This is a genomic window from Microbulbifer sp. CNSA002 (genome assembly GCF_047324085.1).
Lineage (GTDB): Bacteria > Pseudomonadota > Gammaproteobacteria > Pseudomonadales > Cellvibrionaceae > Microbulbifer.
On sequence record NZ_CP172449.1, the window covers coordinates 1,081,048 to 1,097,141 of the forward strand.

Annotated in this window: 15 protein-coding genes; 1 reads left to right on the top strand and 14 read right to left on the bottom strand. The window is 45.3% G+C overall.

What is annotated here, in order from left to right; translation table 11 throughout:
• The 12 genes from nuoG to ACG1BZ_RS04765 form a co-directional block, all read right to left on the bottom strand.
• On the bottom strand, nucleotides 1–2,844 hold the full coding sequence (gene nuoG, locus ACG1BZ_RS04710; protein WP_413664587.1) for an NADH-quinone oxidoreductase subunit NuoG: 2,844 nt from the start codon (nucleotides 2,842–2,844) through the stop codon (nucleotides 1–3).
• A 69-nt stretch (nucleotides 2,845–2,913) separates the two neighbouring features.
• Nucleotides 2,914–4,188 (bottom strand): NADH-quinone oxidoreductase subunit NuoF, encoded by a 1,275-nt coding sequence (gene nuoF, locus ACG1BZ_RS04715; RefSeq protein WP_413664588.1) that lies wholly within the window; start codon nucleotides 4,186–4,188, stop codon nucleotides 2,914–2,916.
• Nucleotides 4,166–4,732 carry an NADH-quinone oxidoreductase subunit NuoE gene (gene nuoE / locus ACG1BZ_RS04720; RefSeq protein WP_413664589.1) on the bottom strand — a complete coding sequence of 189 codons (567 nt, stop codon included), beginning with the start codon at nucleotides 4,730–4,732 and terminating at the stop codon, nucleotides 4,166–4,168. Before nuoE ends, nuoF begins: the two co-directional genes overlap by 23 nt.
• A gap of 145 nt (nucleotides 4,733–4,877) precedes the next feature.
• The gene (gene nuoC / locus ACG1BZ_RS04725; RefSeq protein ID WP_413664590.1) at nucleotides 4,878–6,683 is read right to left on the bottom strand and encodes an NADH-quinone oxidoreductase subunit C/D; all 1,806 of its coding nucleotides are present in this window, start codon (nucleotides 6,681–6,683) and stop codon (nucleotides 4,878–4,880) included.
• Between the two features lie 36 nt (nucleotides 6,684–6,719).
• Nucleotides 6,720–7,367 (bottom strand): NADH-quinone oxidoreductase subunit B, encoded by a 648-nt coding sequence (locus ACG1BZ_RS04730; protein ID WP_413664591.1) that lies wholly within the window; start codon nucleotides 7,365–7,367, stop codon nucleotides 6,720–6,722.
• An 18-nt stretch (nucleotides 7,368–7,385) separates the two neighbouring features.
• The gene (gene ndhC, locus ACG1BZ_RS04735; protein ID WP_413664592.1) at nucleotides 7,386–7,799 is read right to left on the bottom strand and encodes an NADH-quinone oxidoreductase subunit A; all 414 of its coding nucleotides are present in this window, start codon (nucleotides 7,797–7,799) and stop codon (nucleotides 7,386–7,388) included.
• A 901-nt stretch (nucleotides 7,800–8,700) separates the two neighbouring features.
• Complete coding sequence (locus ACG1BZ_RS04740; RefSeq protein ID WP_413664593.1) at nucleotides 8,701–9,021, bottom strand: hypothetical protein; 321 nt, start codon at nucleotides 9,019–9,021, stop codon at nucleotides 8,701–8,703.
• A gap of 97 nt (nucleotides 9,022–9,118) precedes the next feature.
• The gene (locus tag ACG1BZ_RS04745) at nucleotides 9,119–9,592 is read right to left on the bottom strand and encodes a CYTH domain-containing protein (RefSeq protein WP_413664594.1); all 474 of its coding nucleotides are present in this window, start codon (nucleotides 9,590–9,592) and stop codon (nucleotides 9,119–9,121) included.
• Between the two features lie 108 nt (nucleotides 9,593–9,700).
• Nucleotides 9,701–10,105 (bottom strand): ACT domain-containing protein, encoded by a 405-nt coding sequence (locus ACG1BZ_RS04750; RefSeq protein ID WP_413664595.1) that lies wholly within the window; start codon nucleotides 10,103–10,105, stop codon nucleotides 9,701–9,703.
• A gap of 284 nt (nucleotides 10,106–10,389) precedes the next feature.
• The gene (locus tag ACG1BZ_RS04755; protein WP_413664596.1) at nucleotides 10,390–10,689 is read right to left on the bottom strand and encodes a hypothetical protein; all 300 of its coding nucleotides are present in this window, start codon (nucleotides 10,687–10,689) and stop codon (nucleotides 10,390–10,392) included.
• Nucleotides 10,690–11,506: 817 nt separating this feature from the next.
• Nucleotides 11,507–11,932, bottom strand: coding sequence for a hypothetical protein (locus tag ACG1BZ_RS04760; protein WP_413664597.1), 426 nt, complete (start codon nucleotides 11,930–11,932; stop codon nucleotides 11,507–11,509).
• 900 nt (nucleotides 11,933–12,832) lie between these two features.
• Nucleotides 12,833–13,702: a LysR family transcriptional regulator gene (locus tag ACG1BZ_RS04765; protein WP_413664598.1), complete on the bottom strand. Its 870-nt coding sequence runs from the start codon at nucleotides 13,700–13,702 to the stop codon at nucleotides 12,833–12,835.
• Nucleotides 13,703–13,815: 113 nt separating this feature from the next.
• Here ACG1BZ_RS04765 and ACG1BZ_RS04770 point away from each other — a divergent pair, with 113 nt between their 5' ends.
• Nucleotides 13,816–14,253 (top strand): DoxX family protein, encoded by a 438-nt coding sequence (locus tag ACG1BZ_RS04770; RefSeq protein WP_413664599.1) that lies wholly within the window; start codon nucleotides 13,816–13,818, stop codon nucleotides 14,251–14,253.
• Between the two features lie 812 nt (nucleotides 14,254–15,065).
• Here the strand turns inward: ACG1BZ_RS04770 and ACG1BZ_RS04775 are convergent.
• Together ACG1BZ_RS04775 and ACG1BZ_RS04780 are read right to left on the bottom strand one after the other, a co-directional pair.
• Nucleotides 15,066–15,416 carry a hypothetical protein gene (locus tag ACG1BZ_RS04775; RefSeq protein ID WP_413664600.1) on the bottom strand — a complete coding sequence of 117 codons (351 nt, stop codon included), beginning with the start codon at nucleotides 15,414–15,416 and terminating at the stop codon, nucleotides 15,066–15,068.
• Between the two features lie 59 nt (nucleotides 15,417–15,475).
• Nucleotides 15,476–15,952 carry a hypothetical protein gene (locus ACG1BZ_RS04780; RefSeq protein WP_413664601.1) on the bottom strand — a complete coding sequence of 159 codons (477 nt, stop codon included), beginning with the start codon at nucleotides 15,950–15,952 and terminating at the stop codon, nucleotides 15,476–15,478.
• Between the last annotated feature and the right edge of the window lie 142 nt (nucleotides 15,953–16,094).

Sequence of the window (16,094 nt, forward strand, 5' to 3'; positions counted from 1 at the left end):
TTAGTCCTCTTGCCCGATTGCGGAGCTTTCTTCCACTGGCAACAGATTGGCGCCACCCGGTAATACGGGGGAAAGAGTTTCAAGCCCTGGAAGACCATAGGGCACACCCAGGCTGCCGGAAGGTTGGCTATCGGAGATAACCACACTGCCGCGGAAAACACCGCTATTGGTGTCTAACGCCACTGTGTCTCCCTGGTTGAGGTTGGCACTTTCGGCATCACCGCGATTTAAAGTAAAGAATGGCTTATCGATCACTTTAGCGATGGCCATTGCGCGGTTACTGAGCTCTTCCGAACCAAACATTCGGTAAATCGGCAGTGTCGCTAGACTGTGGTTATCGCTATCTGTATCGCCATCGGAGGCTATGGGCAAGGACCACTCCGATAGTGCTTGCTCTCGCCGCTGGATATATTTACCCGAGGCACCACCACGGCGTTCGCCACCCACTTCCTGCTGAAACTTGAAAATTGATTGGTTGGAGTTCCATCCGGGAGACCAGATATTGGCTTGCAGCGGTGATCGGTTCGGATTGTGCACACCTTCCATGCTAAAGCTCATGGGAGCATCGGGGTCTTGGTGTGGGGGCTCCTCTGAGACATGTTGCTCTGCGTGAATAGCCGTGCGCCCACTGTAGCGAGCGGTCTGTCGAGCAACCTTGAGCCCGTCAATCCGGAAGTTTTCATCCGGCCCTAAATCTTTGATGACCTTGAGTGAAGAAACACTTTCCGCTAGGGAATCGGTGATATCCGGGCAGTGATTCCAATTGATAATAGTGTCGATACTCTCGGAGTGTTCTGTGCAAAAACCAGCGGCATCTACCAGCCAGCGCCAGCTCTCCTGGATATACCCAGTGCCTTCATAGACCGCATAAAATCGCTGTGCCAAACCAGTATTGTTAACAAATGTCCCTTGGGATTCGGCCGTTGCGGATACAGGAAAGATTAAGTCGGCATGTTTGGCGGTTTCATTGAGCAGGGTGTCCAGCAGAATAATATGGTCGACGCTGGCAAACAGACTGTTTAACTCTTCACTTGCGATTCTTAAGGAGAGGTCATTCTCCAGAATCACTAGGGTTTTATCGATATTGGTTTTGTCATTCTTGAGTTCAGTGATCAGATGCTCAAGGGAACCGGTTTCGGGCTCAAACAGTTGAATAACTCCCAAGCTATTAGCCTCTTCACAACACAAGTATAGAGAAGTAGGTTTGCCATTTTTTTCTGCCAGTGCACTGGCGATTTTGGCTGCGCTGTGGGTAAGGTGGATATTTTTGCTGCTGGTTCCAGAGATGATCACTGGGTTCTTAGCCGCAGTTAATATTGCTGAGATTCTTTCAGCTTCCTCCAGATTCTCTGCACTCAGTGAAGTTTTGTTGCTTTTAACCTTCAGAATATTATTGGCAATTGCCTGGCCGATTTGGGCGGCCTGTTCCGGCAGGGTATAGATCGCTTTACAGGTAATATCTGAGATCTGATTGAGTTCGGTGCCGATAAAAATAATTGGGCTGGGTTCACCCTCTAATTGTCGAACAGAAGCATCCTGCCACAAGGGTATTCTTAATGATTCAGCCTGTTCTTTTTGGCGGCTCCGTGCTGCTTGGCGAACTGCCAGGGCAACCCTGGGGGCTGTGTTGTAGATATCTTCCCCGAGTATCAATATAACATCTGAATTTTCTATCTCAGGGATAGTCGGGCTGTGGATATTGGCATCGCTCTGAATTCTGTCTACAAGGTGTAGTAGCTGCATATCCCGCTGGTTGAGGCCAGAGAAGAAGTTATCCCGTCCTACAAACTTTAATAGGGCGAAGTTATTTTCCAGCGATGCCCTGGGTGAGCCAATGCCGATTAAGCGGTGCTCACCTCTCTGAGCTGATGCGAGTTTTTCTGAAAGTGAGAACACCGCGTCCTTGGGAGAAACCTCTTTGTGCAGACGTTCATCAGTTTCTGCTGTAGAGCTGATCACGGCATCTTTGCGCGCAGAAAGTACCTGGGTTATCCGGCTCTTACTGTTGACATATTCGTATCCAAAGCGCCCCCGATCACAGAGAAAATAGCCGTTGATATCGTGGTGATATAAGTTGACCACACGACGCAACATCGGGTCTTGGTTGTTGCCGGATTCCCTCGCTCCAGGCGCGGTGTTGCAACCCACGGCACAGTGTTCACAGACTGAGGCGGCTGTTTGCAAATCCCATTTTCGGACAAAGTGCTGGCTGAAAGTCTTATCGGTAAATACTCCGGTGGGGCACACTTCGACAAGGTTCCCACTAAAACCATTTTCCAGCATGCCCTCGGTATTGCGGCCAAAAAAGACTTGGTGATTGCGACCCAGTGCTTGTAAATCCTCGCCACCGGCATAGTCGTGATAGAACCTGACACACCGGTAGCAGGTAATACAGCGATTCATTTCGTGATTGATAAAGGGGCCGAGATACTGGTTTCGGTGGGTGCGCTTGGTACCCTGATAGCGGCGCATGGTATGACCGGACATTTCAGTCATATCCTGTAAGTGGCACTCGCCGCCCTCCTCACAAACCGGGCAATCGTGAGGGTGGTTGGTCATCAAGTCTTCTATCACAGAACCGCGAAAATCTTTCGCAGCTTCCGAACTGACACTGTAAATACCGCCGTCTTTTATCGGGGTCATACAGCTCATAATAAACCGGCCTCGTTGATCTTCGCTGTCCTTATGCTCGATAACCGCACATTGGCGGCAGGCGCCAACAGAACCCATGGCGGGGTGCCAGCAAAAATAGGGGACATTCAAACCCAGGGACAGGCAGGCAGTGAGCAGGTTTTGATCTCCATCAACCTGGTATTTATTACCGTCTATTGTGATGGTTGGCATTTGAAATCCATTTTCTTTTTATTAATGCTTTCAGGGGCAGGGTTGTTGTACTAATTTAGTCGCGATAATTTATTTATAGGGGCAACAACCGCCTTCAATATGGTCGATAAAATCCTGCTCAAAGAGTTTTAACGCGCTTTGTATAGGCTCTGCAGCGCCGGGAGCCAGGGCGCAAAAGGTATTGCCGGGGCCAATACGCTCGCACTGTTCCCTGAGGAGTTCCAAGTCTTCTTTAGTCCCCTGGCCAGACTCTATTCTCTCCAGAATTTTGACGGCCCAGGGCAAGCCGTCCCGGCAGGGGGTGCACCAGCCACATGATTCCCGCGCAAAGAACTGGGTCAAGTTCAGTACCAGGCCTACGGGGCAGGTTTTATCGTCGAGCACGGTGATCGTGCCGGTCCCCATACGGCTGCCGGCCTTGCCGATAACGTCGTAATCCATGGGAAGATCGAGGTGGTCCGGGCCGAGGAAGTCGGTCGATCCTCCACCGGGAAGAATGCCCTTCAGTTGTAGGCCATCTTTCATGCCACCGGCATGTTGTTCAATAATGTCGCGAATGGGCGTCCCCATTGGGAGTTCCCAAGCCCCTGGATTATTAACCTTGCCGCTAACACCAAATATTTTGCTTCCCGCATCGTCACCCCGGCTAAGGTTTTTGTACCACTCCACGCCGTGGCTAATTAAATGGGGGAGGTTGCACAAGGTTTCTACATTGTTAACGACAGTGGGTTTGCCCCAAAGCCCGCTGACCTGTGGAAAGGGGGGCTTGGCGCGGGGAATGGCCCGCTTGCCTTCAAGGGCGTTTAGCAGTGCGGTTTCTTCACCACAGATATAGTTACCGGCGCTGCGGTGCAGGCAGATCTCCAGATTAAAGCCACTGTCGAAAATATTTTCGCCAATCATGCCCTGCTGCTTGGCTTCATCGATTGCCTGTTCGAGCCGGTTTGCAGCCAGGTGGTATTCACCACGAATAAAAATATAGGCGTGAGAGGCGCCAATGGCATAGGCGGCTATAGCCATTCCCTCAAGAAGGAGGTGAGGGTCTCGCTCCATTAGCAATCGGTCTTTGAAGGCGCCGGGTTCCATTTCATCGGCGTTACAGACGATGTACTTCTGCTTGGGCGAATCTTCACCCCTAGGTACAAAACTCCACTTCAGCCCAGTGTTAAACCCCGCTCCACCGCGTCCGCGCAGGCCTGCATCTTTTACTTCGTTGATAATACTGTCCGGTACCATGGTGATGGCTTTGCGCCAGCCCTGGTAGCCGTCGTTTTCCACATATTGCTCAATAGTGGCGGCAATATTTTCACTGGAAATATTTTTAGTCAGTGGATTTGTCAGCATGGTATTTTTTCTTCTTATCGATTAATTCATCAATACCTTTCTCATCCAAATGGCGATGCATCTCTTCGCCGAGCATAAGGACTGGGGCTTTGTCACAATCTCCCAGGCAGGGCGTTTCCAGCAGGGTGAAAATCCCATCTTCGGAGGTTTCTCCAGGCTGGATATTTAAGCGCTCAGATATTTTTTTCTGCAAATTATCGCAACCCATAATCCAGCAGCTGGAGCTTTTACACAGGTAGATCACTTCCTTACCTACTGGTTGGCGGAAAATCAACTGGAAGTAGGTGGCGACACTCTCAAGTTCTGCAACGGGAATATCCAGATAATTGGAAATTGCCTGGAGGCTCTCATCGGAAATCCAGCCGCGATGTTTCTGTACAATCCGCAACGCCTCGAGCCCCACTGAAGTTTTTTCGTGGTAGTGGGTGGCTTCCTGATCAATTTCCTCTTTTTCTTGTACTGTTAAGGTCGCCTGGTTGTCTGCTGAATTGCTATTGCCTTGCTCCATTACTTCAATCAATTCCGGTTCTAATAAGCTGGACATAGTCGCCCCCGAGATAGAACTTGCGGAGGTTTCGTTGAGGCGCTGCCGCCATCTGTGTTTGCGATGGCTGAAACGCTGGGTGTATTTCCGTGCACTTTTCTACTCCGCTGCTGTACGGCCCTGTGCCTGCCGTAATTCTTTATTGTTATCTGTCCACATCCGCCATGACGAAGTCGATGCTGGCAATAATGGCAATAAGGTCAGCAATCAATAGTCCGTTGGACATTAACGGAATCATTTGCAGGTGTGGGAATGAAGGGGTGCGAATTCGGGTCCTGTATGAGGTGGTCCCCCCATCACTAACGATCTGGTAGCTGTTGATTCCTTTAGTGGCCTCAATGGGATAACACACTTCGCCGGCTGGCATTACCGGTCCCCAGCTGTTATTCACAAAGTGCTGAATTAAAGTCTCGATGTCCTCCATGGTGCGCCCCTTTCGCGGAGGGGTAGTCAAAGGGTGGTCCGACTTATAAGGGCCTGCCGGCATATTTTCCAGGCACTGGCGAATAATCCGCAGGCTCTGCCATATCTCATCCACCCGGACCCGGCAGCGGTCGAAACAGTCCCCACCATCGTAGCTGGGAATCTCGAACTCGAACTGATCATAGCCGCTGTAAGGGCGCTTTTTACGCAGATCCCAATCCAGGCCCGTGGCGCGAAGCCCTGGCCCGGTAACCCCCCACTCAAACGCCTCCGCCGTATCGTAGACACCAATGCCACGGGTGCGGCGTTGCAGGAGTTTGTTTTTAATTACCATGCCGTCGTAATCGGCTAAGCGTGCGGGCATATAGTCAAGAAATTCCCGCACCATCTTGTCCCAACCCTGGGGTAAGTCCTGCGCTACTCCGCCGATACGGAACCATGCCGGGTGCATTCTGCCGCCGGTAATGGCCTCAACTATTCCAAACAGTTTTTCCCTATCGATAAACATATAGAACACGGGAGACATCTGCCCCACGTCCTGGGCAAAGGTGCCAAAAAATACCAGGTGGCTGGATATGCGGAAGAACTCGCACATCATCACCCGTATCATCTGTGCGCGTTCAGGAACTTTAATGCCGGCAAGTTGCTCCAGTGCCATCACATAGGGCAGGTTGTTCATGACACCGCCGAGGTAATCGATACGGTCGGTGTAGGGCACATAGGTATGCCAGGCCTGGCGCTCGGCCATCTTCTCCGCACCGCGATGGTGGTAACCGATATCTGGCACTGCATCAATAATCTGTTCACCATCCAGCTGAAGGGCTACACGGAATACCCCGTGCACACTGGGGTGATTCGGGCCCAGGTTGAGGAACATAAACTCTGAGTCTTCATTACTCCTGGCCATGCCCCAGTCTTCCGGCCGGAACAGCAGGGCGTCTTGTTCTTTGCGCTCCTTCTCTTCTGACAGACTAAATGGGTCGACTTCGGTAGCCCGAGCGTGGTGATCCTTGCGCAGTGGATGCCCCTTCCAGGTCAGGGGCATCATGATTCTCTGTAAATGGGGATGACCGGGAAAGTCGATACCGAATAGATCCCACACTTCCCGTTCATACCAGTTGGCATTCTCCCAAACGGCAGTAATGGTCGGTGCACTCAGATCACTCTCGGGAAGAGCCACCTTGATACGGATAAATAAATTGCGGGTAAATGAAAGTAGTTGATATACCAGGGTGAAATCGCTGGAAGGTTGTTTTTCGGTTCCCTCCCCACGGTTGACCCGCAGCCGTTCGTCGATAGCACTCAGGTCATACAGCATTTCAAATGGCTGGGTGATATCCCGCTTGAGAAAGAGTAAAAGAGGGATCAAGGCATGTTTCTCGATCCACAGTGTGGGCATATCATCACAGTGTGGCTGCCACCAGAACGAGTGAAGCTTATATCCGGTGTCGAGGTCCCGAATAAATGCCTCTGCTGCTTTCCTGTAGGGAGTTGCTGTGTGGACAGTTTTCGCAATTACGCCAGTCATTGGCTATTCCGTTGTTTTTTTCTTATTCCATGAAGCCTAAACACTGTCGGGCGCACGTAGCATGTCAGCTTTCATACGTTCTTCCCTATGGAGATCACGCTGACTGGGCTTTGGAACCTTGTGAGTTCCTTGATCATCCACAACCCAGCTGAAGGCTCGTCTCTCCGCAGCCACCGACTTTTGCAGCAAGGTCAATCCCTGCAGTAGGGCCTCTGGGCGTGGTGGACAGCCGGGCACATAAACATCGACCGGGAGAAACTTATCGACCCCCTGAACCACACTGTAGATATCGTACATACCGCCGGAATTTGCGCATGAACCCATGGAGATGACCCAACGGGGCTCGATCATTTGCTCGTAGAGTCGCTGTACCACTGGTGCCATTTTCAGGAAAACTGTCCCTGAAATTACAATCAAATCCGCTTGTCGCGGGGTTGCACGGATGACCTCAGCGCCAAAGCGAGAGATGTCGTGGCGGCTGGTGAAGGCGGTGGCCATTTCTACGTAGCAACAGGACAACCCGAAGTTAAATGGCCACAGGGAATTTGAACGGCCCCAGGAAACCAGCTCTTCGAGTTTGGTAAGGAGAATATTTTTTTCTAAATCTTGAGTGCTTATTTCTTCAGAAGGATTGCCGCGTTCAGTGGCAATCAGGTCGTCGGCTTTGCTCAGCTTCCAGCGCATTATGAATTCTCATTGTTGTTATCGGGGTTTTTGGCGTTTCTCCAAACTCTTCTGGTATCCGCCCCAGTCAAGTGCACCCAGGCGCCACAGATAAATAAGCCCCACCAGCAGTATCACGATAAATACGGTGGCCTCGATAAACCCGAGCAGGCCAGTTTCATAAAATGCGATGGACCAGCTAAACAGGTAAATCGCCTCCAGGTCGAAGACGATAAACAGGATGGCAACAAGGTAATAGGCGACAGAGAGGCGCAGACGCGCATTGCCCTGGGAAACAATACCCGACTCATAGGGCTCATCGGTAGCCGGGTCTCTGCGTTTCTGACCGAGAAAATAGGAAAGGCTGAGCATTAAGGTAATTAGGGCAAATACGGCCAGACAATAAATAATCAATGGCCAAATCTGAGGAGTGAACTGATCCGGGTAATTCAACTTCGCTCTCCCATGTTTCTGCGGGCGAAGCCCGTATCAATCACTGGTCTTGCAGTAAAAGGGCAAATCAAGAATTCTGATTTTGAGGGTGCTCTCACGCAAGAAGAGATAATTTGAAAAACGATTATTGCTTTTCTGAGAAATTTTTTAGTTGTCGGTAATCCTATTCGCTTGTCTGATTTATAAATCGTTGCGGGAGATAGCGCCAGTGGTGCGAAGGAACGTTTAATTCTTATGTGTATACTTTTTATTCGGTAGGGTTATGTAATGTCTTGCGACAGCTGAATAAATGAAAATGTGCGCCAGTTTTCAGAAGATGAAGGAGGGTCCTATTGCTATTAAACTATTCCTCTGATTAAAAGCAGATCGGAATTTTAGGGTTACGCTGTACTGGAATTAGAATGTGATGTTATTGATTTGTTTGGCACCTAATAATTCCATCATAGTGCATTCCACTTGCGGCTCTGTATGGGAGCTTCCATTTGTCATGAGAGAGGTAGTTTGGCCAAGCGAGTACATTTATCCAATTCTTCTCAGTATTTCTAACAAGGTACACATCGCTTGCGTTACATTGAAGTTTGTACCTACGGAACCCTTCTTCTATTACGGAATAATCCCGCCCCTTAAATTGAACTTCAGAGTCTCCCCAATGGCCATCTGAGCTTTCAAAGCTTACATCGGGGTTGTGGATTTTTATAATGCCAAAGAGGATTGTGATTCCTAAAACCAAAATTAATAAGCAAATTGCTCTTATTGTCATAGTAGTCATTACTTGCGTCTGAGTACCTTTTAGTCTCTTTTTAGGCATGCTTTCGGCGTGGGTCTATAGTGCTTAACTTCTATAAGAATTGTAATATACAAGCAGTTTGTTGATTGGCGACAATGATTTACTGTGTGTTGATTACTTGCGAATTACAAGGTCACCACCACTAAACTGAATTTTCTGTCCTTCGAAGATAACTTCCTCCCAGTTATCAGGGTTCGACGACTCGTTTTCATGTACCATTAAGTAGCAAAAATTTGGATTTTCAGTTTTGGGTAAACTACTTACTAGTGAACCTGCGCTGATACCATACTTTTCGCATAGTTCAAGCTGTCCTATCGCCGACTTTACCTGAATTAAAATGCCAATATGCTCTGCTTTAAGTTCTATCGATTCAAAGTCATTCACCGATTCTAGCTCGGTTAAATATCTTTTTAATTCTTCTATGGCTGGGTTCATAGTGATTTACTCATGATGCCTCGCTGAGCCGAGGATATACAGAATTTATTTTGTGATTAGCTCAGCGAAGCATGTGTCAATGTTGTGTACGTTCTAGTTATGATTTGTCCCAATCTTTAAATGGAAAATATAATAAATTGGAATTGTAATATCTTGGATCTCCAGTAACCTCTTTATCAATCCACTCCGGCAACTCCACACTTTCAGATTCACTTTGCATCTCGACCTCAGCAATAATCAAGCCGTCATTGTCTCCATGAAAGATATCTATTTCCCAGGTGTGTTTTTCGTGCTCTACTATGAATCTCGTTTTATCTATGATGGGACCATCACATAGCTCCGCAATCATTTCATTTGCGTCTTCAAAGGGTATTGGATACTCAAACTCAGTCCGTGTAATTCCTTTACTTTCACCTTTCAATGTTAGATATGCATGATCTCCGATTACGCGAACTCTGACTACAGCTTTGGACTCCGTACTTATATAGGCTTGTTTGATTCTCTTTCCACCTGTAAAAGAAGCAATAGCCTTTTTATCAACTAAGAACTTCCGCTCAATTTCCTTTGCCATACTTTCTCAACCCTAAAATCTTAACACTTGCTTGATAGGCATATACGAGGTGGTCAAAATCTGACACGCAACGTAGTAGTCAGCCAGTATATACCCTTGTTGGAGCACTTATAAACTGTTCTTTCCGACTTCTTTCAATGCAATCAACGCTTCCCTTGCTTTTTCTGATTGTACAAAAATATGGTCATGGAAGTATGCTGCAATTACATTTGCACTAATACCCTTCGAAGCTAGTTTGTTGGAAACAGCGGCTGTTAATCCAACAGCCTCTAAACTAGAATGTACGGTTAAAGTTATTTGCTTGTAAGTATTTCTAAACTGCAAGCCCTCACGGCTTGCGATATCCTTTGTTAAGACAAGTGTTAATCCTTCTTTTTCGTTGAAGCTTGCAAGTGGGTTCCACTCAATATATTGAGCTAATGAGCCTGAAACAGTGCAAAATACAAATTCACCTTCAATAAGTTCGGGATTCATTTCGCTCAAAAGACGCTCTAATTCTAGTATTCCTGACATTACTCGATGATTCCAAGTTCTTGCTGATACTGCAAGTGTCTACCAATATGGTCTTAAGGTGCAAGTCAGTGAAGGTAGAGTAAAATTACCGTGGAAAAATTCAAGTGCTTCACCGATAGATACCGTCCCATCATTTCTGTTGATTGTGAAATGATAACCGTCATTGATATCAGATTATATTAGGTTCAATATGATTTCTCTGCTAAAGCCTCGTATAAGGGTAGATAAAAAAGTGTTGTGTTTTGGCTATCCCAGCGAACAAGGGGATCGATTGCTTCGGTTTGTTAACTGTATGAACCAAAATCATAACGATATATCTCTGGAAACAAAAAACCTATGATTAGTAAAATTAATACAACAAGCACTCCAATGACCATTGCAATAAATGGGTGAACTTCTTTTCCTTCGTGGTTGTCGACAGCTCCTGGCATATTCTCAGGCATATGCACCATCTCGCCTAACAGTCCCAGAGCTGTAACCATCACTACGGTCATATAGAAGCTGCTTCCAAAGAAAAATGAAATCGCAGCTGCAACTACAACTACCAATACGAGCCTAAGTGTTATTCCTTTTCCCTTATTCATGATTTCACTAGTCAGTTAACGCCCCGCCTTTTACAATCGGAATAAGTTTGAGCGGCTTGTTAAGTGTTTGTACTTTAGTGCTTTTTGAAATCACGCCTAGGAGCCTCTATACCGTGTCTTTCTTCTCGAATTTCTTCTAACCACACTAGACGTTTGAAAAATGATTTACGTCCCGTAGTAGTACCACCATTTTTTGAGCCCCACATACAGCGCTCAATCTCCTTATTTGTGTCAGGGAGAGACATACTGGAGAATTTCTCCAATTCTCTATCACTCCCTTTTGAGCCTCGTTTCACTCAATTGCTCCTGACGCTTAATGTCTTGCCATGGGGCGTGGACATTCCGCAGAGGTCCAAAGGGCTGCAGCCAATGTAAGCAACTTCTTATGCATACATACCTTGGATTATTTGGTATACCTTATATGCTATACCTGAATAAATGGGTATTAGTAGCATTACAAATGAACCAATACCGTATACTCGTGCACTTAAGTATCCGCTTGGATTTGTCTCAGTGCTAAAGAGCTTAGATAGATTTTCTTTGGTCTCAGGATCTATAGGAAAATAAAAGTTCTTTGTACTTAGTTTAAGCTTAATCTTAATTTTTTGCTCCATAAGGATCATCAAAAAGTTCAATCCTAAGAACATATAGATAATTAAGTAACCAAAAATTATAAGTAATACTAACGTATTCATTTGAACCTCTTTGAGTTAACAGGCAATTCCCTTGATGTGCATAATATTGCCAGCACGGGCAGTCGAAGCCAAGTGTGGTTAGTCCAATCTGAGTATTTTAAAAATGATTGTACCGCAATTTGCTAAGGCTGGTTTCGCTCCGGACTATCCGAAATCTTTACTAATACCACTGGTGGTAATCTTCTTGCTTGATCAAATGCAAATTTATCTGTCTCAGTTAAGAGAAATTCTTTATTGTGATACTTTACATAATAATATATTTTTTCATCCATAAATTCACTGTCAAAGGTAATCTGGTTTCCCTGTAAAGAATATGAACCTTTATAAGGTTTATAGGGCACTTTATTAAGGTGGCAATTTGGATCACTTTTATTGCACATTATATCAGTAGTGATTTTATGAATGAAGCCTTTATTTTCAATCACTAAAATATGCCCGCCAAATAAGCCAAGGCCTATCGTGGACTCACTTTTATACTTGCCAAGAATTTCATTCCCTAGAGCTGGGCTAGCAAAAAGAAAGCATAAAATAGTAATTAGTTTTTGCATAATGTTGCCCTAACAGTATATTCAAAAGCAGCTGAACATTATCATTCGTCAAAATATCCTAGGGATACAAAAATACTATATTTAGTAAAAATATGATATCCAGAGGGTTGGCTGGCATAGTCATAAAGATGCTTTTGTGACTATATTAATCATACGCTAGAAATCCGCTCTTCTTCAATAAAGTGAAGAACATTCAGTGGCTTGGAGCGACTCTTCAAGCTCTGGAAGCGTTACGCCTACCTTTTTTCTTTTGCGTCTAACGTCCTCGGGTTCCACATCTATTTCCGCAAGAGATACCTTCAAATCCCTCAGCCAGGAGAGCTGGATATGGCTCGAGTATCAGAAGAAGTAGATATGTTGATCTGAAAGCATAAGACTAGAGAGAACTAAAGGAATGGAATAAGTGTGTCAATCACCGTGCTGGACGTTAAAGGCAACCAAGTGGGTAAATATACTGACAAATTAAAATGGGGCGGGCACTATGGGGCGGAAATCATTAAGAAACTGGCTGAGTGTCTGGAATGCTGTAAGCAGTGACGCGCATTGGTGCGTCCAATCTACAGTATTTTTGTTAATGACGTTTACGAGTGATTATGTTATATCGATGTTTAGGTAGCCGTTATCAAGGGCTACTAACTAAACATAATCCATAAAAGGTACCATAAACATTTGGTAGTCCTATTGAACTACAGACTGATAATTGTGATCACTGGTCTGTCCAATGCCTGATGTGATTAATTTGTCTAGAAGTCTATCTATACCATTTTCCATGGATCATTGCATTTCTCCATTAGGTATTGTAGTGCATATTGGCAAAGGGCTTAGCGACTCCGCGATTAGGATATTCATAAAATCAGATGGACCAACTCGGATTTCTTGGGCAGTATAGAAAAATTTAAATCATTGAACTTTATAACTTTCCATTTTGGCAATTAAGAAGTCCCAAAAAGCCTTGATACGTACTGTGTTTCTCAGATCCTTATTAGCCAGAACCCACAAAGATGAGTTGTACTTAGCATCCAATCGATAGAGTTCGACAAGATCATACGAATCATCAGTTGGTAGCAAAGCTATTCCTTGATCATTAAGCGCAGCGTTCAATGCTGTAGTGATAGAATTACAATATATGGATTTAGCGTTGTGTTTAATTCGTTTCTGATACCAGTGCACTGCTGGGTTATCTAAGTACACGTAGTCAATAGCTGTTAGGTGTTCAATTTCGGACAACTTGAAAGGAGCGTTATACCCACTAGCCTTCAAAAAGTCTTCAGAGGCATAGATGCTTAAGTTTACATCTCTCATTTTACGTGCAATAAGGTTTTTCGGTGCTGTATGACTTGCCCTAATGGCAATGTCCGCATCGCGATGCTCGATATCCAGAGCCTGCTCACTTTCAAGGATCTCAAACTCAACGTCGGGGAATGGCCTCCGGAATTCACTAACCCACTCGGGCAAAGTGGTCGTTGCCATTGTTGAGGGTGCGGTAACACGAATTAAACCTTGAACTTTGTCATGTTGCAGAGAACTTTGAATGAGGATGCCATCGGCCAATGACTCCATTCGTTTGGCACTATCCAAAACAGTTCGCCCCGCCTCAGTCAGTTGGTAGCCGCGACGACTAACAATAAAAAGCTGCGTTGAAAGCTTGCTTTCAAGCTGCTGGATCCGCCTCCACACAGTGGTTGAATTAACATTTAACTGCCTAGAAGCCGCCTTTAAGGTTCCTTTCTCTGCAAGCGCGATAACGACCTTCAAATCGTTCCAATCCATGACATTACCCTGACGTTGCATTCATGCAATAGAAGTTTGCCTTTTTGTCTATATAACTGCAATAAGAGAACATCTAATCTGTACTCGTCATTTAACGAAACAGGATTCCCTTCATGAGAAAACAGGCAGTCATATTTCACCTGGTCTCTTCTATGTTCGCGGTGCTGATGATGATATCAGGCATGGCTAAACTAACAGGACAGGAAGCCATTGTTCAGGCAACGGTTGATTTAGGCTACCCGCTTTATTTGTTGAAAATCTTAGGAACCGCCTATTTGATTGGCGCGATTGCAATTCTTCAACCAAAGTTTAAAACACTTAAACAGTGGGGATATGCTGGCTTCTCGATAGCTCTGATCGGGGCTTCGGGATCGCACCTACTGGCCGGGCAAGCGCTCAGCACCGCTTTACCAGCTGCTGTCCTATTAGCCGTTTTAGCGGTTGTTGTAACCTTGAATGCGAGACTGACTCGCCTTGATTTTTCTGATGAGGAAGTCAGCAATAACATCGCCTCATCGCAAAGAGCATTGTCTGAGGCCAAAAAGATATGACCCGTTACGGTGTATTAGATAGAAATATGTCGGCTTACTCCGTTGCTTGATATGACAAGAGTAGCAATCAACAGCAATGTAGTTTTATGGAAGTTGCTAATGTTGCCTCACCGGGAAAATAGCCTTACCTGACACTCTTCAGGATATCTTGGAAGATGAAGTAACAGGTTCAGGCCGTATTAGCTGTCGCTCGAGTGAGTATTTAAACATTGCATTTACAGTCAGGAGTCTCTATCGGTTAGTCTCGACTTGCCCCCAATAAAACTTTCAGGGTCTGATGGCAATTATTTTTAAAATTCGTATACAGTGAGGACGATCTTACGCCCTCAGTGTAAAGGTTCAAGGACCATGCGTGTTTGTTATAGCTCAAGGATATTGCATGTGTATTCTCTTTGTTCTTTCTCATAATAGTGATCGTATTCTACATACAGCACAGAGTCTTCCATAGACCAAAAAAATCATAAGTGAGCGGAAAGTGTGGGTGGCCAATATATGTTTTGAACTCGCCTTTCCCTCCTTCTTGATAGGTCCAATGTTTTCCGGGCCTACTCCAAGTTTGAATTAACAGGCTTCTGGTAAGGTTGTCGTCACCTTCGTAAGATACCTGAACAGCGCAACTGACAGCAGTAGCTATTGCCAAAATAATTAGAACGATACGCATAGTGTTTTTAGTATCCTGGAGAGGGCGCTATTTTGTAAGACTTTAGCAGGCTTTATACTTGTTAAAATTTTACTAAGTAGTAGTTTCCGCCGCTTTTAAATCTAGTTTATCTGGTTTGCCCTTATGCCGAATACATGGTCAGTTAGGAATTTTACCCTCGAATTTTGTAGCTATAGACAGATTCATGGATTTTTTTATAGCTGGGGTCAGAGCCATCAGATTCTATAACAGTGACTCCCTTTGCAGGCATATACAAACCGTACTCAGAAACGAATACATAACCATATCTGATATAAGCACCACTTTGGTCACAATAGGAGTGTCTTTTTCCGATTGGCTCAATATGTTCTACTTCACTAGAAAAATACTCTCCTTTCTCTGCACATTTTAATAATAGCCGTTCCAAAGACTCAGTCGCTGCTTCTATATTTATACTGTCTTCATCTATACCTGACGAGCAGGAGCATAGAATTAGAACCATAGGTAAAAATATATTTTTCATTATGGCTATTTTTTACTTCCTAACACTTTAATCGATCGGCTGTATTGACTTGTTGGTAATTAGTTGTACTCTGGACTCAGTACTATGTACTTTCCCTGAATCCTAAAGTTTAGCTTTTGTAGATCGGGCATCCATGTACCTTTATTGCTCCCCTGTGAATGCCATTGAGCTTGTTCATGCCAACCTTCATGGAGGCTGGGATCTTTGCAATAAAAGCCATCTTTTCGAATGAGGAATTTGTTACATGGCAGAAAAGGGCGCGCCCAGGTGGGGTCTGGTAACCAATAGGTCCCATCGGAGTAGGGCACTACGAAAACTGTCATTTCAGGATTTTTTACCACAAGAGCTTTATACCATTGATAATCGACTTCTAGTGCTCCAACCTCTGGGATCTCGGACAAATCTATTCTGATTTTTGAGCTGCTCTTAGCAGCTTTATTTGGATTCATAGAGGCAAAAAATGGTGTTGCGACAAAGGCTAAGCCAATTAATATGCTCAAAGTGGTAACTAATGATAATAGCTTGCGTCGATTCATAGGATTACTTACGCCTTTTGCACTTCCTGTTGCATAAGCCTCCACCGGTAAAGTAGACGCTAGCTTATATTCATCTTATGTGGTCATTCTTTCATATTGATCTTAAGGAAGGACACATCACTTGTCCATTGGGAGTCTAGCT

Coding starts and splice junctions, on each gene's coding strand:
- nuoG (WP_413664587.1), bottom strand. CDS start 2,844: ATGCCAACCATCACAATAGACGGTAATAAATACCAGGTTGATGGAGAT.
- nuoF (WP_413664588.1), bottom strand. CDS start 4,188: ATGCTGACAAATCCACTGACTAAAAATATTTCCAGTGAAAATATTGCC.
- nuoE (WP_413664589.1), bottom strand. CDS start 4,732: ATGTCCAGCTTATTAGAACCGGAATTGATTGAAGTAATGGAGCAAGGC.
- nuoC (WP_413664590.1), bottom strand. CDS start 6,683: ATGACTGGCGTAATTGCGAAAACTGTCCACACAGCAACTCCCTACAGG.
- ACG1BZ_RS04730 (WP_413664591.1), bottom strand. CDS start 7,367: ATGCGCTGGAAGCTGAGCAAAGCCGACGACCTGATTGCCACTGAACGC.
- ACG1BZ_RS04740 (WP_413664593.1), bottom strand. CDS start 9,021: ATGAACCCAGCCATAGAAGAATTAAAAAGATATTTAACCGAGCTAGAA.
- ACG1BZ_RS04745 (WP_413664594.1), bottom strand. CDS start 9,592: ATGGCAAAGGAAATTGAGCGGAAGTTCTTAGTTGATAAAAAGGCTATT.
- ACG1BZ_RS04750 (WP_413664595.1), bottom strand. CDS start 10,105: ATGTCAGGAATACTAGAATTAGAGCGTCTTTTGAGCGAAATGAATCCC.
- ACG1BZ_RS04755 (WP_413664596.1), bottom strand. CDS start 10,689: ATGAATAAGGGAAAAGGAATAACACTTAGGCTCGTATTGGTAGTTGTA.
- ACG1BZ_RS04760 (WP_413664597.1), bottom strand. CDS start 11,932: ATGCAAAAACTAATTACTATTTTATGCTTTCTTTTTGCTAGCCCAGCT.
- ACG1BZ_RS04765 (WP_413664598.1), bottom strand. CDS start 13,702: ATGGATTGGAACGATTTGAAGGTCGTTATCGCGCTTGCAGAGAAAGGA.
- ACG1BZ_RS04770 (WP_413664599.1), top strand. CDS start 13,816: ATGAGAAAACAGGCAGTCATATTTCACCTGGTCTCTTCTATGTTCGCG.
- ACG1BZ_RS04775 (WP_413664600.1), bottom strand. CDS start 15,416: ATGAAAAATATATTTTTACCTATGGTTCTAATTCTATGCTCCTGCTCG.
- ACG1BZ_RS04780 (WP_413664601.1), bottom strand. CDS start 15,952: ATGAATCGACGCAAGCTATTATCATTAGTTACCACTTTGAGCATATTA.